This is a genomic window from Intestinibacillus sp. Marseille-P6563 (assembly GCF_900604335.1).
Classification (GTDB): domain Bacteria; phylum Bacillota; class Clostridia; order Oscillospirales; family Butyricicoccaceae; genus Butyricicoccus_B.
In genome coordinates this window covers 777,216-802,790 of the sequence record NZ_UWOD01000002.1, presented here as the reverse complement: position 1 = coordinate 802,790, position 25,575 = coordinate 777,216, and the positions used below count along the sequence as shown (strand labels likewise).

General features: G+C 54.0%; 22 protein-coding genes and 1 tRNA gene. 11 read left to right on the top strand and 12 right to left on the bottom strand.

From position 1 onward, the window contains the following. Position 1 precedes the first annotated feature (1 nt). From EFB11_RS12040 to EFB11_RS12020, 5 genes are read right to left on the bottom strand one after another with little or no spacing between them, the layout of a single operon-like run. Complete coding sequence (locus EFB11_RS12040) at positions 2-493, bottom strand: prepilin-type N-terminal cleavage/methylation domain-containing protein (protein WP_122790444.1); 492 nt, start codon at positions 491-493, stop codon at positions 2-4. After that, complete coding sequence (locus EFB11_RS12035; protein ID WP_122790443.1) at positions 490-810, bottom strand: hypothetical protein; 321 nt, start codon at positions 808-810, stop codon at positions 490-492. The genes EFB11_RS12040 and EFB11_RS12035 overlap by 4 nt, the downstream gene beginning before the upstream one ends. Then, on the bottom strand, positions 807-1,520 hold the full coding sequence (locus EFB11_RS12030) for a hypothetical protein (RefSeq protein ID WP_122790442.1): 714 nt from the start codon (positions 1,518-1,520) through the stop codon (positions 807-809). Before EFB11_RS12030 ends, EFB11_RS12035 begins: the two co-directional genes overlap by 4 nt. Next, a complete protein-coding gene (locus EFB11_RS12025) occupies positions 1,517-7,948 on the bottom strand; it encodes a pilus assembly FimT family protein (protein WP_122790441.1) in 6,432 nt (2,143 codons plus the stop codon). The genes EFB11_RS12030 and EFB11_RS12025 overlap by 4 nt, the downstream gene beginning before the upstream one ends. 41 nt (positions 7,949-7,989) lie before the next feature. Further along, complete coding sequence (locus EFB11_RS12020; RefSeq protein ID WP_122790440.1) at positions 7,990-11,085, bottom strand: bifunctional diguanylate cyclase/phosphodiesterase; 3,096 nt, start codon at positions 11,083-11,085, stop codon at positions 7,990-7,992. A gap of 143 nt (positions 11,086-11,228) precedes the next feature. On the opposite strand from EFB11_RS12020, the gene EFB11_RS12015 reads away from it, so the two are divergent. Then, positions 11,229-11,552 carry a helix-turn-helix domain-containing protein gene (locus tag EFB11_RS12015; RefSeq protein WP_206424187.1) on the top strand — a complete coding sequence of 108 codons (324 nt, stop codon included), beginning with the start codon at positions 11,229-11,231 and terminating at the stop codon, positions 11,550-11,552. Positions 11,553-11,730: 178 nt separating this feature from the next. Here EFB11_RS12015 and EFB11_RS12010 read toward each other — a convergent pair whose 3' ends face one another. After that, positions 11,731-12,990 carry a sensor histidine kinase gene (locus EFB11_RS12010; RefSeq protein WP_122790438.1) on the bottom strand — a complete coding sequence of 420 codons (1,260 nt, stop codon included), beginning with the start codon at positions 12,988-12,990 and terminating at the stop codon, positions 11,731-11,733. After that, complete coding sequence (locus EFB11_RS12005; RefSeq protein WP_122790437.1) at positions 12,987-13,724, bottom strand: LytR/AlgR family response regulator transcription factor; 738 nt, start codon at positions 13,722-13,724, stop codon at positions 12,987-12,989. Before EFB11_RS12005 ends, EFB11_RS12010 begins: the two co-directional genes overlap by 4 nt. 352 nt (positions 13,725-14,076) lie before the next feature. Between EFB11_RS12005 and EFB11_RS12000 the strand changes: the two genes are divergently transcribed. Genes EFB11_RS12000 through EFB11_RS11990 form a run of 3 tightly spaced genes read left to right on the top strand, consistent with a single transcriptional unit; the run spans position 14,077 to position 16,947 of the window. After that, a complete protein-coding gene (locus tag EFB11_RS12000) occupies positions 14,077-15,042 on the top strand; it encodes an alpha/beta hydrolase (RefSeq protein WP_122790436.1) in 966 nt (321 codons plus the stop codon). Further along, a complete protein-coding gene (locus tag EFB11_RS11995) occupies positions 15,005-16,309 on the top strand; it encodes a hypothetical protein (RefSeq protein ID WP_164706752.1) in 1,305 nt (434 codons plus the stop codon). Before EFB11_RS12000 ends, EFB11_RS11995 begins: the two co-directional genes overlap by 38 nt. Then, positions 16,282-16,947 carry a DUF6320 domain-containing protein gene (locus EFB11_RS11990; RefSeq protein WP_164706751.1) on the top strand — a complete coding sequence of 222 codons (666 nt, stop codon included), beginning with the start codon at positions 16,282-16,284 and terminating at the stop codon, positions 16,945-16,947. The genes EFB11_RS11995 and EFB11_RS11990 overlap by 28 nt, the downstream gene beginning before the upstream one ends. A gap of 134 nt (positions 16,948-17,081) precedes the next feature. Here EFB11_RS11990 and EFB11_RS11985 read toward each other — a convergent pair. The 3 genes from EFB11_RS11985 to sigK form a co-directional block, all read right to left on the bottom strand. Further along, positions 17,082-17,158, bottom strand: a tRNA-Arg gene (locus EFB11_RS11985). A gap of 115 nt (positions 17,159-17,273) precedes the next feature. Then, the gene (locus EFB11_RS11980) at positions 17,274-18,515 is read right to left on the bottom strand and encodes a M16 family metallopeptidase (RefSeq protein ID WP_122790433.1); all 1,242 of its coding nucleotides are present in this window, start codon (positions 18,513-18,515) and stop codon (positions 17,274-17,276) included. A gap of 100 nt (positions 18,516-18,615) precedes the next feature. After that, a complete protein-coding gene (sigK, locus tag EFB11_RS11975) occupies positions 18,616-19,317 on the bottom strand; it encodes an RNA polymerase sporulation sigma factor SigK (protein ID WP_122790432.1) in 702 nt (233 codons plus the stop codon). A gap of 180 nt (positions 19,318-19,497) precedes the next feature. On the opposite strand from sigK, the gene yajC reads away from it, so the two are divergent. The 6 genes from yajC (at position 19,498) to EFB11_RS11945 (ending at position 23,216) form a co-directional block, all read left to right on the top strand. Then, positions 19,498-19,830 carry a preprotein translocase subunit YajC gene (gene yajC / locus EFB11_RS11970; RefSeq protein ID WP_243115226.1) on the top strand — a complete coding sequence of 111 codons (333 nt, stop codon included), beginning with the start codon at positions 19,498-19,500 and terminating at the stop codon, positions 19,828-19,830. 63 nt (positions 19,831-19,893) lie between these two features. Continuing rightward, complete coding sequence (locus EFB11_RS11965; protein WP_122790431.1) at positions 19,894-20,295, top strand: TIGR04086 family membrane protein; 402 nt, start codon at positions 19,894-19,896, stop codon at positions 20,293-20,295. A 17-nt stretch (positions 20,296-20,312) separates the two neighbouring features. Next, on the top strand, positions 20,313-20,456 hold the full coding sequence (scfA, locus tag EFB11_RS11960; protein ID WP_122790430.1) for a six-cysteine ranthipeptide SCIFF: 144 nt from the start codon (positions 20,313-20,315) through the stop codon (positions 20,454-20,456). A 101-nt stretch (positions 20,457-20,557) separates the two neighbouring features. Further along, on the top strand, positions 20,558-21,928 hold the full coding sequence (scfB, locus tag EFB11_RS11955) for a thioether cross-link-forming SCIFF peptide maturase (protein WP_122790429.1): 1,371 nt from the start codon (positions 20,558-20,560) through the stop codon (positions 21,926-21,928). A gap of 108 nt (positions 21,929-22,036) precedes the next feature. Then, complete coding sequence (locus EFB11_RS11950) at positions 22,037-22,513, top strand: hypothetical protein (RefSeq protein ID WP_164706750.1); 477 nt, start codon at positions 22,037-22,039, stop codon at positions 22,511-22,513. 97 nt (positions 22,514-22,610) lie between these two features. Then, entirely contained in the window at positions 22,611-23,216 is a 606-nt protein-coding gene (locus EFB11_RS11945) for a hypothetical protein (RefSeq protein ID WP_122790427.1), read from the top strand. A gap of 20 nt (positions 23,217-23,236) precedes the next feature. On the opposite strand, the gene EFB11_RS11940 is transcribed toward EFB11_RS11945, so the two are convergent. Next, on the bottom strand, positions 23,237-23,581 hold the full coding sequence (locus EFB11_RS11940; protein ID WP_122790426.1) for a hypothetical protein: 345 nt from the start codon (positions 23,579-23,581) through the stop codon (positions 23,237-23,239). Continuing rightward, on the bottom strand, positions 23,578-24,258 hold the full coding sequence (locus EFB11_RS11935; protein WP_206424186.1) for a gamma-glutamyl-gamma-aminobutyrate hydrolase family protein: 681 nt from the start codon (positions 24,256-24,258) through the stop codon (positions 23,578-23,580). The genes EFB11_RS11940 and EFB11_RS11935 overlap by 4 nt, the downstream gene beginning before the upstream one ends. A 120-nt stretch (positions 24,259-24,378) precedes the next feature. Here EFB11_RS11935 and EFB11_RS11930 point away from each other — a divergent pair, with 120 nt between their 5' ends. Beyond that, the gene (locus EFB11_RS11930; RefSeq protein WP_122790424.1) at positions 24,379-25,563 is read left to right on the top strand and encodes a pyridoxal phosphate-dependent aminotransferase; all 1,185 of its coding nucleotides are present in this window, start codon (positions 24,379-24,381) and stop codon (positions 25,561-25,563) included. Positions 25,564-25,575 lie beyond the last annotated feature (12 nt).

The following is a 25,575-nucleotide window of genomic DNA, read 5'->3' as shown; positions in this document are numbered from 1 at the left end:
CTTAAGCGGCTGCATTCAGGCAGCGGACGGAAAACTCGGTTTGATTGGAAATGTCATGGCCTCCGGCAATGTCCAGCGTGACCGTGAAAAGACCATCCTGATACACGATGCTCCAGGACTGGATTTGGTACGCTCCATTGCCGTAGGCGCCAGAGGACAGCATCAGACGGCTGTTGGCTTCCAACTGCCCTTCGGCATTGAGCGCAAGCGAGGTGTTGCGGCCGTAATTGGCGCTGGTATAACGGACCAGTTCGCCGTCTGCATTGACCTCCACATCGCGGGCGTACCGCAGTTCATTGGAAAGCAAATCGGTCAATGTCGATACCAGCAGCTGACTTTCCGCTTCGCCGGTCATCGTATAATAGCTGTTTTGCGCCATGAGCAGGCCGGTGTTTAAAATCAGGGACAAAAGCGCCAGTACACCAGCGGCTGCTACCATTTCCACCAACGTCAGGCCCTGCCGGTTTTTCAGCTTGTGGATGATACGCTTCATGGCGTCTCACCATCCGTTTTCCGCGCATAGGCATACAGGCCTTCGTCCCCATATACCTGAACCGGCAGGGAAACCAAAGAGCCGCCCTCTGTGACCTGTATTATACCATCCGTGAGTGGGGTCTGCCGGTCTTCCGCGGCTGTCAGGGTTTGATAGAAATACGTGTCCGACTGGTCGGCCTGACGCCCCAGCTGAAAGGAGGCCGTGACACAGCCGATGAGCAGCGCCACAGAGAGAGTGGCAATCAGAACCGAAGCCAGCAGTTCCACCAGCGTTTCGCCCTGGTTGGAGCGCAGTTTGGCTTTGCATCGCTTCATGGTTCTTCCTCCTCTCCGCCTGTGGTGATCCAGCCGATTTTCCATGTCATGGGGGCGGTACTTTGTTTTGTTTCAGACCCTTGATCGACCAGCGATGCTGGCAGCGTGGGCTTGCTGCTTGCCGGGGTCAGTTCGGCCTCGATGGTGTAATCATCCAGCGTGGCGGTCAGCTCCATGGCGTAGGACTCCGGGATGACTTGCAAAGCAATGCGAACCGCACGGTCATCGAGCGCCGTACCCGTCTGCGGCTGAAGCGTTAAGCTGTGATTCCAGGAGACGGTCTGCGGCTGAGTCTGAAAAGTGGAAAAATCCATAGCATCCAGTGTCCGATTGATTTCCGCGGCAAAGATCGCGTCAAAGTTATCCAGCAATATGGAACTCAAATCGCTGGAGTAGGCGCCATCCTCCTGAACAAAATGATAAGAATAGGATGTTTCGCCCGTCTTAGAATCGGTATGTTCCTCGACCCAATACCGATATTGCCCGGTGTATTGGGCTGCGTTCAGCTCGTCACACAACAGGCTGACCGCAGAGGAAAGCGCCAGATAGGTCTGATGTTCTTCCAGATTGCTGCGGTGTTTGCCCGCGTTGGACGCTGCCGCCATCAGGATAGATGCCCCCACCATGGAGCAGATGAGCAGCAACAGCAGCGCCAGTAAGAGGGAGGCGCCTCGCTGGCTTTGCAGCTTGCGCTGGAGTGTACGCCTCATGGCTGGCCACCTCCCGTCTGCTGGATATGAACCACAAGGGTCTGCCATGTGGTGTGCGTGCTGCCCGCATAGTCAAACTGGAACTGCACCTGGACCCAAGTGATGGTCGGATATGGCTGCGGATACGCGGTAACAAGCAGAGTGCCGGGGATTTCATTCCCGTCCGCGTCTTGCGCCCACTTGGCCCAGACGAAATTCTTCTGGCCGTCATCGACCGCAAAATCGACCAGACGCAGGTTGGTCACAGGCTGTTCCACACCCGCGAGCCGCAGGACAAATCCGCTGTTTTGGGCAGCATATTCGACCGTTTCCTCGATCTGTGTGCCAGGGTCAAAGACGAAAGTGAGCGGTGCAATCTCGAATTCGGGCTGCACGACCTGAAAACTCAGCGCACTGGTGGCATGATAGGTCTTTCCCAAATAGGTGAAGTCATAGCCGACCGTCATTTGGGTGGGGCCAGTCGCCGTGCGGCTGGTCGCCGTCAGGCGCAGCGCGTCCTGCTCCGCAATCGACGCCTGGGAGAAATAAGAGGGGTCAAACTCGACCGTGCAGCTCGACAGACGAATATCGTCTTGCAGCGCGGTCAATACGGTTCCGTTGCGGTCGCGTAGTTCCAAATTGGTGTACAGAGTTTCCTCGGTAAAGGTCTGGACCGGGGAGGCCGCATGGGTCGCTAAGCGCAGCTCTGCGGTCACGTTGACCGCAATCGACAGGAAATAGGTCTTTCCGTCTACAGCATAGGAAACCGTCACGACCGTGCTGCCTACCGTCTTGGCGGTGATGGTCAGCGTGCCAGCCTGGTCGATGCCTACCGCGGCAACAGCCGGGTCGGTGCTTTCGGCTTTCCAAGTGCCGTTGCTGCTCACCTGCGAAGTGGAAAGCGTTTCGGTGTATACCGCCCCGCCATTTTCTGCTTTGTAGTCGGCAAACAGGTCGAGATTCACCGGCAAGGCGCCGCTGGGCCGGCGGATGCCTTCCAGTGGCCAGTCGCCATAGTGGACATTGGCCACGCCGCCCTCGGCGACATCGCTCGACTGGGTGAGAATCGTCGGGAATGGATAATCCCGGCCCAGCAAACTGGGGTCAATACCGAAACTGTACCGGCCATCGAGGGAGTCGCCTCCTGCCGTCTCGGTGGTCACGGTGGAAAATTTGGCAGTATCGTCTTCGATGTTCGCGTTGAGTTTTTCCGGCAGACCATTTTCGCCGGTATCTGCCATCTGCGCATAGGTCTGCGCGTGGACATTTTTGTTCCCAATGTCGGTTCGGCCTAAGGAAATGGTCCCGTTATTGTTTTGCAGCACAACAGACGCCAGATAATAGTTGTTGTTGTAATACGTTCCGCCATGGTCGGCGAGACTGCCGCCCGACCAATCCAGTTCACCGCTGCCGCCCACGGCATACAGGCCTTTCAGGAAGCGATTGCTGGACGATGCAGGCAGTTCGGTGTAGGTGTAGCAGTTGTTCAGGGTATTGGTCAAGGCGTCTCCGGCTTGGCCGACCTTGTAGATGTCGCTGCCGCCTACCCGTAGCGGTTTCATATAGATACCGCCCACGATACCGCCAATATAGATGCCATTGGGGGTGGAAGTGGAAGAGGTGATTTGGATGCTGCCGCCGGTATAGCAGCTGTTGATGCTGCCCTGACAGCTGCCTGCCAGACCGCCCACGCGGACATTATCCTGATTGTAGGAATTGAGTTTCACATCCGTCACAGCCGCGCAGCCCACCAAATCCATGTCACATATTCCGATGAGACCGCCGACACCGGTACCGCCCCAACCAATCTGGGAAGCCCCGGATGTGTGATAATCTTGAATGGTATAACCGGCCACCGTGCAGTTGACCACCGCGCTGCCGGTGGAAGAGCCCGCCAGACCTGCCAGACCCCCGATGACATACCACTGGCTGGTTCCGCTGTTGTTGCCAGTTACCGTAGCGATACCATCTTCTGAATAAAGCACGATGTTTTTCAAGGTACCGTTGTATACCGCGCCGAACAGTCCCACACAGGAGGTCGCATAGTCCTCACTCGAAGAGTAGGGGGCGATGTTCACATCGGCGATCATATAGTCATTGCCGTCGTAGGTGCCGCCGAACCAGCCAAACAGGTCGCCGCCTTGCCGTTCGGTATAGCTGGCATCGTAGACGCCGGCGATGGGGGTGTAGGTTTTGCCTTTCTCGCCTGCAAGGTCATGGGTCTGTTCCCAGTAGAAAGGTCGCAGGGTCCAGTTGCCGTAGGTGCCATAACACAAGTAAGGGAATTTATCCATGTTCCAGATATCCATCCGGCGAATGGTGTTCAGAGCATTGCTGTTCCAGTTGATAAATTGCAGCTGGTCGATGGACCGGACCTGATACGGGTTCTTTTCAGTGCCTGGCAGCTCGGTGGGAACGCCTTCCAGCGAGGGCCAGGACAGATAAGCCATCGAATCGGCAAAGAAGGGATTGAGCCGGACCGAGAAAGTCCCATTAAGGGTCCAGGTGCCGTAGGGCGGCTGTTCGTCTTTGCCCGCAGCGGAGAGATACAGACCCTGGTTTTTTGCTCCCCACGTATCATAACAGTGGAAGGTATACTGTCCGTTCATCAAATCGGAAAGCGCGGTATTGGCTTGCGGATTTTCGGTTGCCGTCTGCGTGGAGAACGCCATATCTTTTTGGAATCCAATGCCGCTGCCCGTCAGAATGGGAGCTGAGGTGCCATTGGCATGGAAATAGCCATATCCGTATGCGGTGACCACCCCGCCGTCGCCATGCGCGGTAGACAGGGTGGAGCTTTTATAAATCCCGCCAGCTCCATCCGTCGAAATGACACTAAAATGATAGGAGTCTAACGTGCCGATGGTCAGCTTTTCCCAGTAATAGATGCCCATTTGTCCCAGAGGCATCTGGTCCGGCCATTGGCCGTAATGCACGGCAGTATCTTCTGCGTTGGTCACCACACCAGGATAGGGATATGCTTCCGCAGAATCGGCTGCCACGACAGGACGCGACATGCCAAGGCGGGTGACCGCCGCGCTTGTTTCCTGCCCGGTCAGCTGCGGCCAGGTCACCGAAGTGGCGGACGGGTCATCATATTGGGCAGCATAATTGGTGTTGCGATAGGTAAAGTTGCCTTCATTTAAGTACACGCAATTGGTCGACGCGTCAGCGCTGAAGCCATAGCTGCTGGCACCGCCTTCGCTCGACAGATGGACGGCTGCATAGCTGCGGCGCAGGGTGGCCTCATTCTGGCCGGCAAAACCGCAGGCATATACTGTGCCATGTCGGGCACGGGACGCCGAAACCTTCCCAACGGCATAGCACTGGTCGATCGTACCGCTTGCGGCATTGCGGCCAATAAATCCGCCTGCATAGAGATTGGACATGGAAGCAGAGGCCTCAATCTGTGCGGCTTCGGCCGAGCAGGCGTGAATGGTACCGTGGTTCAGCCCAACCAGACCGCCGACATAGATGGTGCTGTATGAATAGCCGTTGGCTTGGAGCCGTACCCCGGAAACGGCACAATTCTCCACGGTGCCGCCGTTGTATCCCGTCAGACCGCCGGTATACAGAATGGCCGAGTCGCTGCCCGACTGGGTGACCGGCACGGTTTCGGTCATGGCATATACAACGTCGCGCAGCACACCAGTCGTGTAGCCAAACAATCCGATATAAGGATAGTTGTTTTCCTTCTCATCTTGCGCAGAAACCGTTACCCCTCGGATGGTATGATGATTACCATAATAATTGCAGCGGAAGGGGCGGTCCGCATCCAGGCCGATGGGCGATTGTCTCCAATGCTCCCCAAACAGGTCATAGCCGGTATAGGTGGAATAATCCAAATCGAGCTGCTGCAAGAAACGGTACTGATGACCGCTGGTGTAATAGGCCGAGAAGCGGCTGAGTATATACAGATGCCGCGGAGAACGGACTTCCACCTGCCGCTCGTTGGCGAGCTGATTGAGGTCCAACCCCTCTTCATACGGTAGGATGGCGTTGGCAAAGTGCGGATTGTAGTAGTAACTTCGCACAGCATGGTTGCCCGTATCCTCGATGGTGATTTTTTGATACAAATGCGTTGCGGCATAATCGGTATTGACCACCTGCCCCGGTAGGGGAAGCAGATAATAGGTGCTGATTTCGCCGGTCGTGTCCTCAATGCCACCAATTTCATAGTACGAACCTTCCTGCCCATAGAGGAAAGTTTCGGTCTGCTGCCCCTCGCTGGTGCGATAGGTCACATTCAATTTGGCGCCAATGCCGGACGTGAAGGCCGTGCCGCGATACGCCACCGCATAGCCGTCCAAGGTTACCAGATGATCTTCCGACAGATGGCTGACGTCGCCGCCGCTGAACCCATAACTGCCGTCATCGTATTGCTCATAATACACCAGACTGCCGTCCTGGAACTGGGCTCCCCAGTCGCCCCACTGCTCCAAATTCTCCAATCCCGGATAAATGAAGGTGGTCAGCGAAAGGGTGGTCTGCAAATTGTACGGGTGGGACTGCGCGGTGCCCTTGGCGGTAAATGTGCCATCCCCAAAAAGGGCATCCCACTGTGTGGAGTCGGTCAGGTCGGTATACGCTTTGGCGTAGCGCTTATATTGTGGATCAAAACCAAACCGGTCGGAGTCCAAATAGTAGGTCTTGTCGTAGGTCCCAGATGGACAAAGCGGGACATTATGCGCTCCCTGTGTGAACAGCATGGCGCTGTAAGAACGTGCAACGCCGACGTTATCCGTGCCCAGACACAGCCCGGCCGCTTGCGCTCCGGTACCGGTGCTGTAAAGGAACCCGACCGCGTAACAGGCAGAAAGCGTAACCGCGTCGCCGGCATTGCCGATCAGTCCGGCGGCCCAAGGACCTTGCAGGTAGGAAGCCGCATACGAACCCTGAACGGTCAGACCGGAACCCTGTCCCACCAGACCGCCCACAGTACCTGCCGACACCAGCGTGGAAGCCGAACAGTCTGTGATATTGGAATGGGTCAGTGTGCCTGCCAGACCACCGGCGACACCGCGTCCTGTAATTTGATACTGGAATCCTTGCACACTGTCGCCGAGTACCTCCCGCAGGTTGGTGGTTTGCTCGGAGCGGTTCTCCCAGTAAACCTGGCAGTTTGACAGCTGAAGATCCGCGCCTTGCCCCACCAATGCACCCACCGGGCCGGTTTCGGCCGATGCCGTTGTATTGACCAGATGGATATTTTCCAGCGTTTTTTCGTGGGTTGTGGTACCGGAAAACGCACCAAACAGGCCGGAAGGGCTGCTGTCCGTGGCAGCAATATGCAGGCCGTAAATCGCGAAAATATCCCCATCATAGGACTGCAATTGCTCATTTTCAATGGGTTGGAACGAATACCCTTCTACCTCGGGGATATCGCCCTGCTGCACAGCGGCCGTCTTGCCGTCCACGCCGGAAAACTCGCTATCCAGGTTTTGCAAATGGCGCAGGCAGGCAATATAAGCGGTATCCTCGCCGCTGTCCTTGGCAAACAGGCTGTTGTCCGTGGCGGTTTTGCGGGAACCGTTGACCTTTAACTCGCCGGTATAGGACACTTCGGCAAGAAGCGTAAAGTCTTCGCCGTAGGTCAGGCCAGCCACCGAAAACAGATCTTGAAATTTTCGTCCGGTCAAAGAGTCCAGGGTCCACGTATAGCGATAGCCCAGATAGGCAACACTGTGGTCGTCTTCCAGGTCCGCGTCATTTTGCAGTAAGGTGATTTCCTGCTCCTGATAACGCAGTTTGACTTCCAGCGTTACATCATCGGCATCGCCGCTCATCGCCAGTGTGCGGGGGACCCAATAGGTGACCTCGGCCCGCAGGGTATTTTCGTTGTAAATGTTGATGACCGGGGTGCGCAGGGAAAGCGTGGTGCCGCTTTGGGCCGCTTCTCCGCCATAATAGCCGATCATGGGGTCGCTGTTCCGGCGCTCCTTGACAGGGGCCGCACGCCAGGTCTCATAAAAAGCAGGAAAATCCCCATGGACCGGCAGATCACCGTCATCGGTGAAGAACACGTCGGCGACGCTGCCGCTTTCGGGCTCATATACAATGTAGAAATCCCCATCCCATAGCGACGGGTCAATGGTTTCCTCCGGCAGCAGTTCGTGGATGTTTACGTCATCCGAATGGATGTAGTAGACCGTCATCTGGGTGGTTTCGGTCGAGCCCGGAATCACATCGATGTGGTCCATGCGGTTGCTGTCATCTGTGTGAATCACATAGGATTTCAGCTGCTGGTTGCCGCTGAGCAAAATGGCACGATTTTGAGCAGATAGAAAGATCTCTTTGGCTGCGTTGTCAAGTTCAGCCAGTTGCAGCTGCCGCATATAGCTGACGATGCCGACGATGGATACCGACAGAAAGGTGATGGAAATCGCGATCACCAGCAGCAATTCTGGGACCGTAAAGCCACCTTGTCTGGATTTTTTGCGACACTGCATATGATTTCCCCCTACATGCTATCGCGAATGATCGCGCTCGATTATGCCTGCGGACCGTTCGGACCAAGCGGATGCTGATTTCCCACATGCTTCTGCTCGCTGATGAGTTGATACAGGTCACGAACTTCCATGGGCCGATAGTAATAATATCCCTGAATCATATCGCACCCGGTGTTGCGGATGATTTCATTTTGATCGGCATGCTCCACGCCTTCCATGCAAACCGTTTTGCCAAACTGATGGCAGGCAAAAACAATGCTTCGAATGAAATTCATCTTCGCTTCCGATTCGGTGACCTCATGCACCAGCGAGCGGTCCAGCTTGATGATGCTGGATGGATATTGCAGCAGCATGCGCAGCGAAGAATAGCCGCTGCCAAAATCATCGAGTGCAATATAAATCCCCATCTTTTGACACTCTTCGGCAAAGCAGTCCAGCTGTTCGGGTTGCTCATCCAGAGAACTTTCGGTCAGTTCCGCGACCAGATGGAAACCGTTCAGCCGGTATTTTTCCAGCGTTTCTTTCATGAACGGCAAAAGCAGCGGGTCGGACAACTGGTGCAGGCTGACATTAAACGTCAAATAAAAGGTCGGTTTGTACGCATGCAGGCGTGTGCAGGTACATACCGCCTGTTCAAAGACCCACCGGCCAACCGTTTGGATCAAGCCGTCCTTTTCCAAAATGGGAATGAACTGCGCAGGTGAGATGGCTTTCCCTTCAAAGGTCCACCGCAGCAGCACTTCGCCGCCAATGATCGAGCCATCAGCAGCCGATACGACCGGCTGAATCACGATTCGAAAATGCTCCATATTGTTTTCAACATCCTGGCTTAGAGCCAACACCATGTTGGACATTTGCTTGATGCGCTGGATGTTTTGCGTCGAATAATCCACATAGGCAAGCTTGGGTTCTTGCTTGGCGACCCGGATGAGCGAAACCAGTGTTTCCACCAGATCTTCTGGGCCCATGTTTTCGTTCGGATATTCGATCAGTCCAAAGGAGCAAGGCTTTTTGACCAGCACATCCATGCTGGAATAGCATGTTTTTACAATCGTCTGGATTTGCTCGACCAGATGCTCCGGCCCTTCTTCCACGCAGACCGGATGCACGATCGCCATGCAGCGGACGCCTTCCAGACGGTAAAAGGACATTTTCCAAGAGAAGTTTTCCATCAGGGCGTTGGCCATCTTTTTCAAAAGCCGGTCGCCATACTCCCGGCCGTTGGTGCTGTTGACCTCGGTCATGCCGTTGAGACCAAAACCGATCACCCACGTTTTTTCGCCTGTGGTTCGCAGTTGCTCCAGCGATTGGAAAGACGCATGTTCCCGTGGGAATCCGGTGATGGGGTCGACCACAAAATTGGCGTCCTGATGGGTGACACGGCCGGAAAAGAAAATCGGCTTGGTCCGTTCTTGATTCCATTTCAAGATGCCATAGCAGCGGACCCAATGATTGTTTCCCAGAACATCCCGCACCCGATACCGTAAATCGTGGAGCGTGCGTTTTTCACGCAGCATGCCGGAAATGTCCTGCCAATAGATATCCTGAAACTCCGGGGTGCTGATGCGGTCTGCCCATAATCGAAGCAGACCATACACCAGATTGCTTTGAAAGCCAAAATCGTCCCGCATATTATCTGATATGTAGAACAGGTCATTTTGCATATCCCCTAAATAGAAATAGCTGGAGTCATTATCTTGCGAAACCGATTGGAATAAGGCTTCGGTATCACAGTTGGACAACGCCAAAAAGGTTTGAAACGGCGTGTCGGCTTGGGTGTGGGGTTTGGTGTCCGGTGTTTCTTCCAAGCGGGGATGCGGTACCCCAGAAAGGCAGCGGTTTGTATGATAATACTCGCGTTTATCCTGATACATGCCCTGGTCGGCCTGTGCGATGAGTTTTTCCAGGTTGAGTGGCTGGGTATCCGACCAGGCAGAACCAACGGCAATGTGGAATTCATCCTCCCGGATGCGCCGTTGGAGTCCGCGGAGGGTGTTGCGAAAATCCGCCTGTGTCCGGTTGGGGAAGAGGACCACGAACTCATCCCCGCCGGTGCGGTACACCAGGTCGGTATCGGCAGTCTCTTGCAGGAGCTCATAACAGTGGCAGATGAGCTGATCGCCGGCTTCGTGTCCCTGTGTGTCATTGATTTTTTTCAAACCGGAAATGTCACAGTAGAACACACCAAGCGATTCCATCGGCAGATCGCCATAGAGTTCGGTCAGGGCGTGACGATTCAGCGCGCCGGTCAGCTGGTCGTGATAGCTGAGATTGTTCAGATGGAGCAGCAAATCGCGCCGCTGCAAAAGAGTGCAGGTAAAATAGCCAATGACATTTAAAAGCGACTCGATCATGGGCATACTGTTCTTATCCGGATTGTCGACCCCGATAAACCCAATGATTTTGTCTTCTGCCATGATGGGACCAGCTGCTAAACAGTGGATATCCTGCGGCTTTAAGATGGCATAGGATTCTGGATAGGTCATGCGGATGTCTTCCAGATCGGAAATCACCGTGACTTTGTTATCGCTGAAAAGCGAGAGCCACCAGTCGATCGCCGACATTGGGACATTTTGCAGGCAGTCTTTTTGGGGCATCACATTCTCGGCGCACCATTCATAGGTGTTGGTGGCCAGTTTTGTATCCGTGAGTTCAAAGATATACGACCGGTCGCAGGAGAAAGCTTTGCCGAGATAGGCCAGCATTTTATGGATGGATTCTTCGGCGTTGGCCGTCGAAAAAATCTGCTGGATGCATTCATTGAGTAGGGTTTCACTGCGGGCATAGTAGTAGGTGGCTTTGCAGGCCACTTCGGAATCGGCATCAATGGCGATCTCCAGACGGTAATGCCGCCCATTTTCGCAAATCAACGTATCTTTCAGCAGCATACGCTTGTTGAGCACCGGGTTTTTATGTGTCCACGAGACGAATTTCCCCTCTTGCAGTTGGCAGTTCGTACAGAAATGGCAGGGCCGCGAGGAACCTTGCAGAACGGTATAGCACATTTTCCCGACATACTCTTCCGGGGTCTGGTATCCCAAAGATTCCCGCAGATGCCGGTTCATATAAACCAGTTCATGGGTCTCAATATCAGACACATATACCATTTCATCTAAATTTTCAAAAAAACTCCACATCCTACTCACAGATAGGTCTCTCCTTTGATGGCAGCAATGATGAATATATTATAGCGGACATTAAACTATAAAAGCAAGTTAAACTATTAGTTTATTTCAAGCGGCAATCAACCTTGTTAAAGTGTTTGGGGAGGGATGATATTGTGATCGACTATAAGCTGATAGGCGATAGAATTAAAGCGCTGAGACTAGAGCGGGGATTGACGCAGGACCAACTGGCTGAGATGGTTGATATTACCACAATTTATCTGTCTCGCATTGAAAATGGACATGCAAAACCGACATTAGATATTTATGCCTTGCTTTGTGACAAGCTGCAATGTGATTTGGGACATATCTTTTGCGCCGCCTCAACAGAGTCTCCCAATTATCAATGCGACAAAGTGTTGGAACTGTTTCAGTCTTGTGCACCGCATGTCAAGCCGATTGCCCTGAGCATACTGGAACAGTTGATTAAAATTCGATAAATACAGGATTTACGGTTTCCAGTTTAAAGATTTTGATGGATGTTTTCCAGAAGAGGTGCAAATTTTGCGTTTGTCTGTGCAAAATCTGCTTTGGATTGCGTGTCAAAAGAGCAAAAAAATAAAAGAACGCCCCCTCCATAAATGGAGAGAGCGTTCTTTTTGTTTGTATATCGGTCTGTTATAAAACCAGCATCAATCGGAACCAGCCATCTGTTAGTTTAAACTGACAAACGGCGCCGTGCTTGCGGCAAAAGGCCGAGATCGATTGCATTCCAAGGCCGTGGCCTTCCTGGTGGGAAATCGGGAAACCCTCATGATCCAGAGCAATCTCTCCAACATAAGGATTGGAAATGTTCAGCAGCAGCGTGGGGGTTCCGACCATCTTACAACAAATCTGACGTTGCTTGTCGGGCAATTTCATATTGGCGTGAATGGCATTTTCCAAGGCATTTGCCAATACGACGGCCAATTCTGCTTCATCCACCGGCAACGTATCCGGTAGGGAGAGAGTGGCTTCCACACGGATGTTTTGCAGCTGGGCCTGTTCGAAGTAGGACGAAAATACCGCGTCCAGTATCGGCGGACGGCACCAGCGGATTTCTTTCTGTTCATCCAGCCGCCTTTGAGAGGAATCCAGAAAATCGAGTGCGAGGTCTTTCTCCCCGCGGGCAATCAGTTCGGATACGGTTTGCAGCCGATGGCGCAGGTCGTGTCGTTCGGTACGGATGGCGTTTTCGGCGACGTGTACGGCCTCCATCCGGCTTTGCAGAGCAGACAATTGCAGGCCGGACAGCTGGGCGTTGTGCCGGGCTTCGGACTCCTTTTGGATGCTGGAAAATAGAAACATCAAAATCGAGTAAAAGCCTACCATCAGCAACGAAATAGCGGGTTTGAGAATGGTACTGCTCCGAGTAGATCCCACATAGCCGGGGATGAGATAGATGATGATGACATAATACGCCGCCAGCACCAGACACATGAGCCACCAGCCCCGTTGCAATTCCAGTAGTGCCTGAAAAAACAGGGGCCGCAGAAAGCGAGGCAGAAACCAAATCACTGCGGCGGTAAGGCCGACATAGGCCAGAATACATATCCAGACGTTGCCTCCGGACAGATAATAGACCAACCCGGTACCGTGCTGGATCAGTGCACAAAACAGGATGATCGAGAACAGTTGAAAGATCAGCCGCCATCCTCGAAAACGGCTTAGTTTCAAGAGAAGCAGAAAGGCTGGAGTATGGACAATCAAGGGATAGATTCGCACAATGGTTTCCATACCGGCTTCCCAGTATATGATGGCAACTGCTACCATGGCCACAATCATCGTGCCATAGACTGCCGGGATGGTGCGGTGTCGAGGATACTGGCTATCCAAAAAGAGCAGCACCATGGTCATACCGAGTGCTGTCATGTACTCCATGACAAACAGTTCGATCATACGTTTTCATCCTTCAGCCAGTAGTTCCCCCAGGCTTTCTTGAAGTCTGTTGCAACCGTCCGGGGCAGGGCGATGGTCTGCCCGTTGTCTAGCAGGGCGGTCCGCCCATTTACGCCAATTACGTGTTGAAAATTCAGGACAAAACTGGCTCCGCATAGATAAAAGCGCGGGTCTGCCAGAAGGGGAGCGGCCATTTCCCGAAAGGGAACCCGAATGCTCTGAGAATCCACTGTACCGTCGGTGCAGGAATAGTGCATGCAGCGTCCTACCCGCTCCACATACCGGATTTGCTCAAGCAGGATACGCCGGGAGCCGTCTGCTGTACTGACTACAATGGCGCTGTTTCGCCGACGGTTCAGTTTTTCCACCGCTCCATCGAGGATCTGAAATAGCTTGGCTTCCTCCATCGGTTTGAGCAGATAGAAAAAGGCGCGGACATCGTAGCTGTCAGCGGCAAAGTCGTTGGAACTGGTCAGATAGACAATCTCCCCGCCATCCCCCAGGGCCCGCAACTGGCGGCCGGTATCAATGCCGTTGAGTTCGGGCATTAGGATATCCAGGATATACAAATCAAAGCCGCCCTGTTCTTCGGCCTGCGCTAACAGGGCATCACCACTGCAAAAGGTCATCACCTGACCTTGCAGGTCGGAGTGGCTGTCGAGATAGTTTTTTAACAGCGCTGCGATCTGCCTGCATTGATCTTCCTCATCGTCGCATACTGCAAAACGAAGCATGGTGATTCCTCCTCGAAATTTCCGGTAAATTTTGCGCAAATAATAACCGATTTGGTATGATTTTTGATGCTATAAAAAGAACCAGCATATTGAAAATATCATGAAACCGAAAGGGCGTCAAGGGGAAGCGGCAAGCCGCTGGGATAAAAAATGAGCAGCTATCGCATCTAAGCATCCTCTGCGCACAACGCAGAGGATGCTGGATTACGCGGAAATTTATCTCCCAATTCTCTGGAAGAGTGCTATACTAAAAAGAGATATTGTTGTACAGACCGACAGGCTTTTCTCTCTGGTATCGAGAATCCCAACAGGCACTCATCTGAATGAAAAACGCACGTGAAGGAGGAATATCATGGCGATCCATAAAGCAATGCGTGCAGCTTTACAGGCACTTTCGTATCCCGCCAATATTGATGTGGAAAAAACCTATAAGGTGTCCCGTGCATTGGGGAACTTACGGGCGCCCCTGTCACCGCTCTATCATTTTTGGGATCAGCAGATCGAGCGGGATGGCCATCCGGTGCGCGTTCGTTTATATCGGCCGCATAAGCAGCAGCGCAATCGCGTGCTTCTGTTTTTCCATGGCGGCGGATGGGTTTTGGAAAACATCGATACATACAATGCCGTGTGCCGGAATCTGGCAAATCAAACGGGCTGCCTGGTCGCTTCGGTCGAATATGGCCTTGCCCCGGAGCATACATTTCCAGAAGGCTTGGAGGACTGTTATGCCGCGGCCAAAGCACTCCATCAGCATCCGGAACAGCTGGGCATCTCGGCGCAGGAAATCACGTTGGTCGGTGACTCGGCGGGCGGCAATCTGGCGGCAGCGGTTTCGCTACTGGCGCGGGACCGCGGGGAATTTTCCATTACAGAACAAATCTTGCTCTATCCGGCAACGTATAACGATCACAGTCCGACTTCGCGCTTTGCTTCCGTCCATGAAAATGGCCAGGACTATTTGTTGACCTCCAAGCGAGTCAGCGATTATATGCGGCTATATGCCGGAGAGAACGAAAAAAACTGGAATAGTCCTTATTTTGCACCGCTTCTGGCAGAGGACCTGACCCATCAGCCGCGCACTTTGGTGATTACAGCCGAATATGACCCCTTGCGGGACGAGGGCGAGGCATATGCAGAAGCTTTGCGCGCAGCAGGGAATCCGGTCGAGGTCCACCGTATGCCGGATACGCTGCATGGGTATTTCTCTCTGCCGGCACGGTTCCGTGCTGTACGCGATACCTTTACGCTCATCAATCAATTTTTGAATGGAGTGGCATCCCATGACGAAAACACCAAAGAAACTCCTGAAATGGAGTAGGCTGGACAATGCCGCTAAGATTTTCCCGGCGACTTCCCACGGCGCCAATACCGGTGTGTTCCGGCTTTCCTGTGAGTTACAGCAAGCCGTTGACCCAGCTTTGCTGCAGCAGGCATTGGACGAGATTTTGCCCTATTATCCTCATATGTGTACGGTCATGCGGCACGGTATCTTCTGGTATTACTTAGAGCAAACCGACAAGCGTCCCCTGGTAGAGCCCGAACGCTTTCCGCCCTGTGCGGCTTTGTATCGAAACAGTCAGTCACTTTTGTTCCGCGTGAGTTATTGGCGGCATAAAATCAGTTTGGATGTATTCCATGTCTTGGCCGATGGCTCGGGGGCGATCGCGTTTTTTGAAGCACTCATCACACGGTATCTTCTGCTGTGTCATCCAGATTGCGGCATGCAGGAGGTGCCGCAAGTGATGGTCTCCGAACGCAGTTCGGATGGATTTCAGAAATATTATAAGGCCATGAAAGGTGCGCCAAAAGATGACCGCAAAGCGATTTGCCGGGCATATCATCTGCGAGGTTCCAAGCGGCTGGATGGTGGGCTCACCATTTTAGAAGGGGTAGCAGATGTGCGGCAGGTGCTCGACGTGGCGCATCGATACCATACCACGTTGACTGTTTACCTGACAGCTGTTCTGTTTTCGGTCATCCATGAACAGATGTATGTGCGCGACCAAAAGCGTCCGGTCGTGCTGACCATTCCTGTGGATTTACGCAGCTATTTTCCCAGCAAAACCAACCGAAACTTTTTTGGCACCATTCGCATCGTCTATGATTTTCACACGTCCAGTGGGACCTTTGAAGATATTTTGCAGACCACAGCCCAAAGTTTCCGGACCGAGCTGACCCCGGAGCGGCTAGCCAGACGGATGAACCAGCTGGCCGCACTGGAACATAACTTGTTGTTGCGTCCCATCCCGTTATTCTTAAAAAATCTGGTCCTGCGGTTTTCGGGAGATATTTCACATTACGGAGAAACCTCGGCACTCTCCAACATTGGCAAATTCCATCTCCCAGAGCCGTTGCAGCCGTATGTCAAAGGGTTTGGTGTCTTTATGTCCACGCCCGCGACACAGTTATGCACCTGTACCTTTGGAAACAGTTTGCATCTTGGTTTTACCTCTGCGTTGGAAAATACCGAAATACAGCAACGGTTTTTCGCATATTTAGCGCAGGAAGGAATCGACATCGAGATCCGCAGCAACGAATATCATAAGGAGGATGCCCTATGCAACGATGTCCCCATTGCAAAGTGACGATCGCCGGGCATAAAACATGTTGCCCCTTGTGCGGCGGCACATTGATTGGCACCCCGGAACCGGAAACCGAAGTCTTCCCGGTTTTGGAAAAACCTCCGGTGTCCGGCGGGTTTGTGCTGCGGATTTTGGCTCTGCTGGCGATCGTCGTCAGTGTCACCTGCCTATTCATCAATTTTGAACTGTATCCCGAAGTCTGGTGGTCGTTTTTTGTTGTGATGGGTGCAGGCTGTGTTTGGCTTACGGTTGCCATTGGTGTCAAACACCGCCGCGACCCCATGCAGAGCATCGGCTGGCAGGTCGTCGTGATTCCTATTCTGTCCATTTTGTGGGACCATTTGACCGGATGGAACCGGTGGTCGTTGGATTTTGTCCTGCCGTGTGTGTGCGTTGTCGGTATGCTGATGGTTTTGGCACTGGCGCTTTGTATGCGGATGCCGGTGCATGCTTTTGCCGGCGTGTTTGTCGGAGTCTGCCTGGTTGGTCTGGTGCCGTTTCTGTTGCTGGTGTTGGGACAAATGGATTTCCGCATCCCGTCGCTAATTAGCAGCGGTGTCGCGATCATTCTTTTGGCCGGGCTGCTGCTCCTACAATGGAGGACCGTTCGATCCGAAATCAGCCGTCGGCTGCATTTATAGTTTGAAAAGGGAAGCGCCCTGCAAGCCTGCATAGCAGGTCTGCGGGGCGCCGTTTTTCTTTTGCATTTTGTGCGGGGAAGCTGTATTGCATAAAACGAAAAAGCCGTCATTTCTTTCGAAATAACGGCTTAATCTGGTACGCCAGAAGGGACTCGAACCCCCGACCTTTTGGTTCGTAGCCAAACACTCTATCCAGCTGAGCTACTGGCGCGTTTTGCAGTTCTTTTGTTAGCGCCTCAGCGCTGACTGCCTATATATAATATCATGCAAAATCGCGAGTGTCAACACTTTTTCGCAAAAAGTTTTAATTTTTTTTTGGAGGCCTTTTATTGCAGCAAACCAGCATAATAAGCGGGGGATTCGGTCTGTCCAACCGCGCAAAGAGAGATCTGCGAAAAATCAAATAACTGCTGTGCCAAAGCCAAGACCTGGTCGGCAGTCACGGCATCATAGCTGGCAATCAATTCATCGGCTCCAATGGCGCGGCCAAAATACAATTCCCCGCGCCCCAGCTGATGCATCCGGGCGCTGGTGTTCTCCAGGCCCATCAGTACATTGGCTTTCAGCTGTTCCCGGCAGCGGTTCAGTTCATCTCCGACCGGGCCTTGGGCACAGAATTCATGCAGCACCTTGCAGATGAGACCAATGGCCTTTTCTTCGGTGTTTTTGCCAAGCGCAGTATAAATGGACAGCATGCCCGTGTCGTGATGGCTGGCACAAAAAGAATAAATGGCATAACAAAGACCATTCTGTTCACGAACCGTTTGGAACAGGCGGGAAGACATGCCGCCGCCCACAATGGCGCAAAGGATTTGCAGGACATAGCGCTGCTCCGCATGGACCGGCAGGCCGGGGAAACCGATGCAAATGTGATTTTGTTCGATCTCTTTGGGGCGGACAATGGTCTGCGGCCGGTAGATGGCCGGGGTAAGACTGTTTTGGCCTTGCCCGTGCATGGGTTCAAACAGCGAACAAATGTAATCCAGATCGGATTGGTCAAAGCTGCCGGAGATCGCAATCACGGTATCCGCCGGGCGATAGAAATTCTGCATATATTCATGCAGGGTTTCGGTGGTGAATGTGGAAAGGGTTTCTTCGGTCCCCAGAATCGGGCGGCCAAGCGAACTGTCTGCAAAGCAGCTTTCAAACAGCTTCTCGGTGGCGACATCTTCGGGGGTATCCTCATACATATCGATTTCTTCCAAAACAACACCGCGTTCCAGTTCAATATCATTGGCATCGAACCGGGAGTTTAAAAACATGTCGGCTAAAATGGAAATACCGGTTTTGATATGCGTATCCAGGACTTTCATATAGTAACAGGTGCATTCCTTGGTCGTGAATGCATTGAACTGACCGCCTAAGGCATCCATCGCAATGGCGATATGCTGGGCGGAACGTTTTTCAGTGCCCTTAAAGATCATATGCTCGATAAAATGGGAAATGCCATTGAGCGCAGCCGGTTCGTGACGGCTGCCATTGCCGACCCAGATACCGACCGATGCAGACCGTACCGAATCGACCGGCTCGGTTACAATGCGGACACCGTTGGAAAGTGTAATTTTCATGGTTTGATTCCACCATTCTGTTCGTCGATTTCAAAAGGGATTGCCTTCATTATAACACAATCAAACGCCTGTGGAAAGGTTGGAATCTATGGAAGGACACTTACCAGGGCTGCTTGCCGCCAAAGGCTTCGGACAGTTTGTGCAGCGCTTTCTTTTCAATGCGGGATACATAGGACCGTGAAATGCCATGTTTGGCGGCGATCTCCCGTTGCGTCAGCGGCTCGTTTCCGCCCAGGCCATAGCGGAGTTGCAAGATTTGGCGCTCGCGGTCATCCAAGCAGGTGTCCATGTACGCATACATTTGCTGATACCGGTCGCTCAGTTCGACCCGGTGCAGCTGCTCATCTTCACAACTGATGACATCCATCAGCGCCAGGGAATTACCGTCGCCATCGCTGTCCAGTGTTTCGGACAGCGAAATTTCACTCGCGGTCCGCCGCCCGGCGCGAAAGTGCATTAAGATCTCATTTTCAATGCAGCGCGCTGCATAGGTCGCAAGTTTCACATTTTTGTCGGGGCGGTATGTATTAACGGCTTTGATCAGACCAATCGTACCGATGGAAATGAGGTCATCCTGATCGGCCGGATCGGCATAATATTTTTTCACGATATGAGCTACCAAACGCAGGTTGTGCTCAATGAGTAGGGAACGGGCCTGTTCATCCCCTTCCAGCATGCGCTGGACAGCATCCTGTTCTTCTTCGGCCGTCAAGGGACGGGGAAAACAACCGCCCGCGCCCTGTACCCGTAAAATCAAATAAATCGCACTCATCAGCAGCGCAGAGGCACCCGTGAATAACATGCAGACACCAGCCTTTCGCAAAGAATAAAACAAAATTGGAATAAAATATCGTATGCGTTCGGACAAGGAACGTATGTAAAAAAGAATGTTGGAAAACCGCACGGAAAGGACTTGTAATTTGCCGGGAAAACCGATATAATAAATGGTACTATGTGAAAATTTATAAGGAGGTGTATGTAGATGGTGTTGCTTACGCAGATGCCGAGCGCGTCCGATTATGGCTCCATTCTGACCAGTTTTGCGCCACTCATCCTGCTTTTCGTTGTATTCTGGTTTTTCCTGATTCGTCCGCAGCGGAAGCGTGACAAGGCGGAGAAGGAAATGCGTAATTCCATCCAGGTCGGCGACGAGATTTCGACGATCGGTGGTTTTATCGGTAAGGTCGTTAGCATCAAGGATGATGTGATTGTCATTGAATCCTCGGCCGACCGCACCAAGCTCAAGCTGTATCGCTGGGCGATCCGTGGCAAGGAAGCTGCTCCGGTGGAAAAGGTCGAAGAGCCGAAACAGTAATATCATCCCGGACTGCCGAATACTTTGTTTTAGAACATCTTGGGTTTTGGCAGGAGGGAATCTATGAAAAAAGTAGAAAACGCCCCCATCGGCCAGATCTTGGGCTTTCCAGTCCTGTTTGGCCTGGGCGCTACCTTGATCCTCATGGCGGTCGGATCGTTCGCGGTTTTAAGCGGAAAAGCAGAAGCGGGACAGGTGCCCATGCTGACGCTCGTCTGCTTGGCGATCGGTGATCTGTGCGCGTCCATGTTGGCAGCCCGCCGGGCTGCGCGGAGCCGCCTGCTTTGGGGCATGGCGGCAGGCCTTGTGCTCTTTGCCTGCTTGGTTGTACTGAGTTTGGTCTGGCTGGGCCAGGCGATCAGTGTGCCGCGGGTGGGCATCAATTTCGCTGTCACAGCGGTTTCTTCCCTGTGCGGCGGCATGCTCGGCGCGAGCATGAAACGCAAAAAACATCGGAAATCTTAAAATGGGAGGAATGTTCCATGAAACACATTAAGACTTTGACTTCCGCAACTCTGAAGCAGACTGCTATGCACGGCGGCTGCGGCGAATGCCAGACTTCTTGCCAGTCGGCTTGCAAGACCTCCTGCACGGTTGCAAACCAGAAGTGCGAGCACAACAAGTAATCGCAAATCAACTTTGGAATGACTGCGAGGCGTGCCCCGGGCGCGCCTCGCTGTTTTCTGTATAAGGCTTACCTGATTATCTTATGACGGAGAGGATACTTATGATCCATCGATATTCAAAAAAAGGGATTAACTTTCTGCTGGATGTCAACAGCGGTTCGGTCCATGTGCTGGACGATGTGACTTATGCCTTGTCCGGCCTGGTGGACGCCTCCATGGGAGAAACCTGTCCTGCGGAATATGTGGACAAGCTGTCCCAGTTCCCGGCCGATGAGGTCCGCGCCGCCTATGCGGAGCTGTATGAACTGAAAAAAGCCGGCCAGCTGTTTGCCGACGACGATTATATCGACGTCAGCCGCTATATTCCGACCGATGCGCCGGTCAAGGCGCTGTGTCTGCATGTGGCGCACGACTGCAATCTGCGCTGCAAATACTGCTTTGCTTCGACGGGCGACTTCGGCACAGGTCGCAAGATCATGCCAGTCGAAGTCGCGAAGAAGGCAATCGATTTTGTCATTGCCCGTTCGGGTGCACGGCGCAACATCGAACTGGACTTCTTTGGCGGCGAGCCGCTCATGGCCTGGGACACCGTGACCCAGACGGTCGATTATGCCCGTTCGCGCGAAGCGGAAACCGGTAAGAAGTTCCGCTTTACCATCACGACCAACGGCATTCTGCTCGATGCCGACAAGATCGATTACATCAACAAGAACATGGACAATGTGGTCCTGTCGCTTGACGGCCGCGCCGAAGTGAATGACCATTTCCGCAAGACGGTCAATGGCGGCGGCAGCTATGACATCATCGTGCCCAAGTTCCAGAAGCTTGTCGAAGGACGCGGCGATAAGGACTACTATGCCCGCGGTACCTTTACCGGCAAAAACCTGGACTTTGCAAACGATGTATTGTCCATTGCGGACGCCGGTTTCCCGAGCCTGTCGGTTGAGCCGGTTTCGGCCGAGGACGGCTGCGGGTATGAAATCACCGAAAAAGACCTGCCCGCCATCTTTGCCGAGTATGACCGCCTGGCCGATATCATGGAGGAACGCAAGAAGCAGGGCAAGCCGTTTACCTTCTTCCACTTCATGGTCGATCTCAACCAGGGGCCGTGTGTGGTCAAGCGTCTGCGCGGCTGCGGCGCCGGATATGAGTACGTCGCGGTAACACCGGATGGCGACATTTATCCGTGCCACCAGTTTGTCGGCAAGGAAGAATTCAAGCAGGGCAATGTGCTCGAGGGCACGTTCGATCTGGACATCGCGCAGCGTTTTGCGTCCATGAATATTTACACGCGCGAGAAGTGCCGTGACTGCTGGGCGAAGTTCTATTGCAGCGGCGGATGCAGCGCGGCCAATTACAATATGAACGGAGATATGAACATCCCGTACGAATTGGGCTGCGAAATGGAGCGGAAACGCTTAGAATGTGCAATCTATCTCAAAGCTGCGGAGCAGATGGAGGAAGATTTGTAAGACCCAACGAATCTTGGAAAATGCATGAAATAGCGTTGCAAATTTCACTTTTTCGGTCTTATAATAAAACACGGGTAATAATTTCATGATGTAGAGAGGGTGATTTTTGTGGCACATAAGATTCGTGTGGCCTTCCTGGGCGAGGGTGACCTGTTGCCAGCCGCAGTGATCGCTGTTTTGGATAAAAATATCATTCCGCCGGAAAATATCTTTCTGTCCGAAAAAGATAAGAAAGTACATGAAGTGGTCGCTGACCGTGGCGTCGTGTTCTGTTCGGACGATATGAACACGGTCGTCAAGGGCGAAGTGGTGGTCGTGTGCGCTTCGAAGAAAATCGAGCTGAGCTCGGCGCTGGCCCCCATCAGCGGATGCACCGGCGGCCGAATTGTCATTTCGCTTTGTCCGGGCGCGGATTGCGCCTATGTACAGGAGCGCGTTGCCCGCGGCACCACCGTGCTGGCGGCGCAGCCGACCGAGAGCGAAGACGGCGTCCTGATGGCGTCGCTAGAGTTCTCCAATGGCTTCCCGACGTACATGCGTGGACCGTGCACCGACATCGTCGGCAGTGTGTGCGAACTGCTGTAACTCGTTTACCAAGGCATAAAAAGTAAAGACCGGGAATATCTTGTTTTCAGAAAGGCTGTCCATCGGCCCCCTTGCGGGTCCGGAGAAGGAGGAAGCAATGAAAAACAAGAAGATTCCCGGTTCTTTTTTATTTTCGGAATTGTGGGGCGCACCGGCATTCGTGATGCTGGCGGCGCTGTTTGTGTGCGGAGCCATTGCTGGATGTTTCACCGGCCAGATGGCAGCCGGCAGCGGACTGGCGCCCATCGAGCGGCTGGCGGACATGCTGGAAACCGAAGCCCGGCAGACTCCGGGCGCGCGCGAAGCGCTGCTCGCCGCGCTGGGTGCCTTCGGCTGGCAGATGGCCGCTTTGGCAGCCGGTTGGCTGCGCCCGGCCAGTCTTTTTTTGTCTCTGCTCACCTTGGTGCGCGGGTTTTCGCTGTCGTTTTCTGCGTCGGCCCTGCTGCATGCCTTTGGCACCGAGGGCATTTGGCTGAGTTTGGCTTCAGGCGGGGTGACGGCGGTCATCACCGTGCCGTGTCTGCTGGTGACCGCGGCTGCCTGTTTTCTGGCGGCGCAGGACGCCCCACGTGGACGGCGGGGCGGATATTTTTATGCCCTGGGGCGTTACCGTGGGGCGGTGTTTTGCTGCACCGTGGCCGCTATGTGGGCTGGAGCGCTGCGTCTGCCGTTCGCCTGGATGATTGAGCGGTGGGTTTTGTAGAAAATCCCGCCGGAGCGGGCTTATAGTACCACAAGCGTGATGCCGTTGTTGTGGCGGTCGAGGGCCGGGGCGCCGCGCAGTTCGCCGTAGTAGGCCATGGCCTGACGGGTGTCCTCGTCAAAAATGGACAGCTTTTCGCCCGGGATGATGGCCTTGACATAGCCGCGCTTTTGCAGACTTTCCAGCTCGCGGCGGGCGGCCAGACGGATTTTGCCGCCCCGGCCGGTCGAGCCGAAACCGTGGATGCACTTGACCAGGCGGATGCCGTGCCGCTTGGCCAGCCGGATTTCGGTCGTCAACCGGGCCGCTGCGTCCCGCGCGGCGGGCATGTTTTCTTCCAGATTGATGGTACGATATGCTTTCATGGTCCTTCCTTTTTCACTTGAGATTGCAGCCAGGCAAACAGAGCGGTGTGGTCGGCGTCAGTGTCCATACACAGGCCGCGCACCATGCGTTCGGGATGCCATTGAACACCCAGAATGGGCAGAGTATCGTGTTCGACGGCTTCGATGGTTCCATCGGCTGCACGTGCCGTGGTGCGCAGGCCGGCCCCTAAGCGGCCGATGGCCTGATGGTGGTAGCTGTTCACCATGCAGGTTTCTCCGCACAGATGGGAAAGGGCGCTGTCCGGCATGATTTGAACGGAATGGCACGTGCCGTCGTGGCCGTCCATGTGCTGGATGAGGTCGCCGCCAAAGTAGACGTTTAACACTTGGATGCCCCGGCAGATGCCCAAAATGGGTTTGCGCTGTGCACAAAAGGCCGCACACAGGCCAAGCTCCTCCTGGTCGCGTCTGCGGTCGGGTTTGTCGGCGCGCGGGTCGGGCTCCTGGGCAAATAGGAGCGGGGACAAATCGCCGCCGCCCGAAAGCAGCAGGCCGTCGAACTGCGACGCCAGCTGCCCGGCATCGCCGCCAAGCATGGCGGCGGCGAGCAGTCCGGCCTGATGCAGGGCGTCGCCGTACAGCTCGGATACCGTGCGCCGTGTGGACATCGGATGGTCACTTCGTCCGGTACTTACCAGTATAACAGGTTTTTTCACGTTTTTCATCACCCCTTGGTTCATTCTATGACCAGGCGGCCCCGATGCGAGAAAAAAAGGTTTTCTTTTACAAGATACAGTGATAAAATAAAAGAAAAAGCGAAAGGACTGTTCCTCTGTATGCTCAACCAGACCGTGCTCGCGCTGGGCAAGAAACGCTCGACCATCCGCGAGATTTTTGAATATGGCAACCGCCGTGCCGCCGAAGTCGGCCGGGAAAATATTTTTGATTTTTCGCTCGGCAACCCCAATGTGCCCGCGCCCGACGCGGTCCGGCAGGCGATTTTGGACATCGCCGGACAAGACCCGGTCGCCGTGCATGGCTACACCTCGGCGCAGGGCGCACCCGCCTGCCGAAAGGCCATTGCCGACAACTTGAACGTCCGCTTTGGTACCCACTACACGGCCGACCAGCTTTATCTGACCGTGGGTGCGGCCGCATCCATCTCGATCTGCTTCAAGGCGCTGACCGAAACGCCCGACGATGAATTCATCGTCTTTGCGCCCTTTTTCCCCGAATACACGGTGTTTATCGAGCAGGGGGCCGGGGCAAAGTGCGTGATCGTGCCGCCGCAGCCCAAGGACTTCCAGATCGACTTCGCCGCCCTGGAAGAACGCCTGAACGAACACACCAAGGCCGTGGTTATCAACTCCCCGAACAACCCCTGCGGTGTGGTTTATTCGGATGAGACCATCGCCCGGCTGGCCGGCCTGCTCAACAGCAAATCGGCCGAATATGGCCGCCCGATCTATTTGATTTCGGACGAGCCGTACCGTGAGATCGTGTACGATGGCCGCCCGGCACCCTTCATCGCCCGTGCGTATCCGCATACGCTGGTGTGCTATTCGTACTCCAAGTCGCTGTCGCTGCCCGGCGAGCGCATCGGCTATGTACTCGTGCCCGATGTGCCCGGTTTTGATGATCTGTATGCTGCTATCTGCGGTGCCGGACGGGTGCTGGGCTATGTCTGTGCGCCCAGCCTGTTCCAACAGGTGGCCGCCCGCTGCGCTGGGGAAACCGCCGATCTGTCGGTCTATGCCGAAAACCGCAAGCTTTTGTTCGAGGGTCTGATCGCGATGGGCTACTCGTGCGTCAAGCCGGACGGAGCGTTTTATCTGTTCCCACGCACACTCGAGCCGGACGACCGCGCATTCTGCGAGCGGGCTAAGAAATACGACCTGCTTCTGGTGCCGGGCACCGATTTCGGCGCTCCCGGACATATGCGCATTTCCTACTGTGTGCAGACCGACACCATTCGCCGGGCGCTGCCGCTGTTTGAAAAGCTGGCCGCCGAATACAAGTAAAGACCAAAGCCG

Excerpts from the sequence above, each read along its gene's own strand:
- EFB11_RS11945 (WP_122790427.1), top strand. The coding sequence starts at position 22,611 with ATGAAAAACAAGAAGATTCCCGGTTCTTTTTTATTTTCGGAATTGTGG.
- yajC (WP_243115226.1), top strand. The coding sequence starts at position 19,498 with ATGGTGTTGCTTACGCAGATGCCGAGCGCGTCCGATTATGGCTCCATT.
- EFB11_RS12030 (WP_122790442.1), bottom strand. The coding sequence starts at position 1,520 with ATGAGGCGTACACTCCAGCGCAAGCTGCAAAGCCAGCGAGGCGCCTCC.
- EFB11_RS11930 (WP_122790424.1), top strand. The coding sequence starts at position 24,379 with ATGCTCAACCAGACCGTGCTCGCGCTGGGCAAGAAACGCTCGACCATC.
- EFB11_RS11965 (WP_122790431.1), top strand. The coding sequence starts at position 19,894 with ATGAAAAAAGTAGAAAACGCCCCCATCGGCCAGATCTTGGGCTTTCCA.
- EFB11_RS11940 (WP_122790426.1), bottom strand. The coding sequence starts at position 23,581 with ATGAAAGCATATCGTACCATCAATCTGGAAGAAAACATGCCCGCCGCG.
- EFB11_RS12005 (WP_122790437.1), bottom strand. The coding sequence starts at position 13,724 with ATGCTTCGTTTTGCAGTATGCGACGATGAGGAAGATCAATGCAGGCAG.
- sigK (WP_122790432.1), bottom strand. The coding sequence starts at position 19,317 with ATGTTATTCACGGGTGCCTCTGCGCTGCTGATGAGTGCGATTTATTTG.
- scfB (WP_122790429.1), top strand. The coding sequence starts at position 20,558 with ATGATCCATCGATATTCAAAAAAAGGGATTAACTTTCTGCTGGATGTC.
- EFB11_RS12025 (WP_122790441.1), bottom strand. The coding sequence starts at position 7,948 with ATGCAGTGTCGCAAAAAATCCAGACAAGGTGGCTTTACGGTCCCAGAA.
- EFB11_RS12020 (WP_122790440.1), bottom strand. The coding sequence starts at position 11,085 with ATGTGGAGTTTTTTTGAAAATTTAGATGAAATGGTATATGTGTCTGAT.
- EFB11_RS12010 (WP_122790438.1), bottom strand. The coding sequence starts at position 12,990 with ATGATCGAACTGTTTGTCATGGAGTACATGACAGCACTCGGTATGACC.
- EFB11_RS11990 (WP_164706751.1), top strand. The coding sequence starts at position 16,282 with ATGCAACGATGTCCCCATTGCAAAGTGACGATCGCCGGGCATAAAACA.
- EFB11_RS11995 (WP_164706752.1), top strand. The coding sequence starts at position 15,005 with ATGACGAAAACACCAAAGAAACTCCTGAAATGGAGTAGGCTGGACAAT.
- EFB11_RS12040 (WP_122790444.1), bottom strand. The coding sequence starts at position 493 with ATGAAGCGTATCATCCACAAGCTGAAAAACCGGCAGGGCCTGACGTTG.
- EFB11_RS12035 (WP_122790443.1), bottom strand. The coding sequence starts at position 810 with ATGAAGCGATGCAAAGCCAAACTGCGCTCCAACCAGGGCGAAACGCTG.
- EFB11_RS11980 (WP_122790433.1), bottom strand. The coding sequence starts at position 18,515 with ATGAAAATTACACTTTCCAACGGTGTCCGCATTGTAACCGAGCCGGTC.
- scfA (WP_122790430.1), top strand. The coding sequence starts at position 20,313 with ATGAAACACATTAAGACTTTGACTTCCGCAACTCTGAAGCAGACTGCT.
- EFB11_RS12000 (WP_122790436.1), top strand. The coding sequence starts at position 14,077 with ATGGCGATCCATAAAGCAATGCGTGCAGCTTTACAGGCACTTTCGTAT.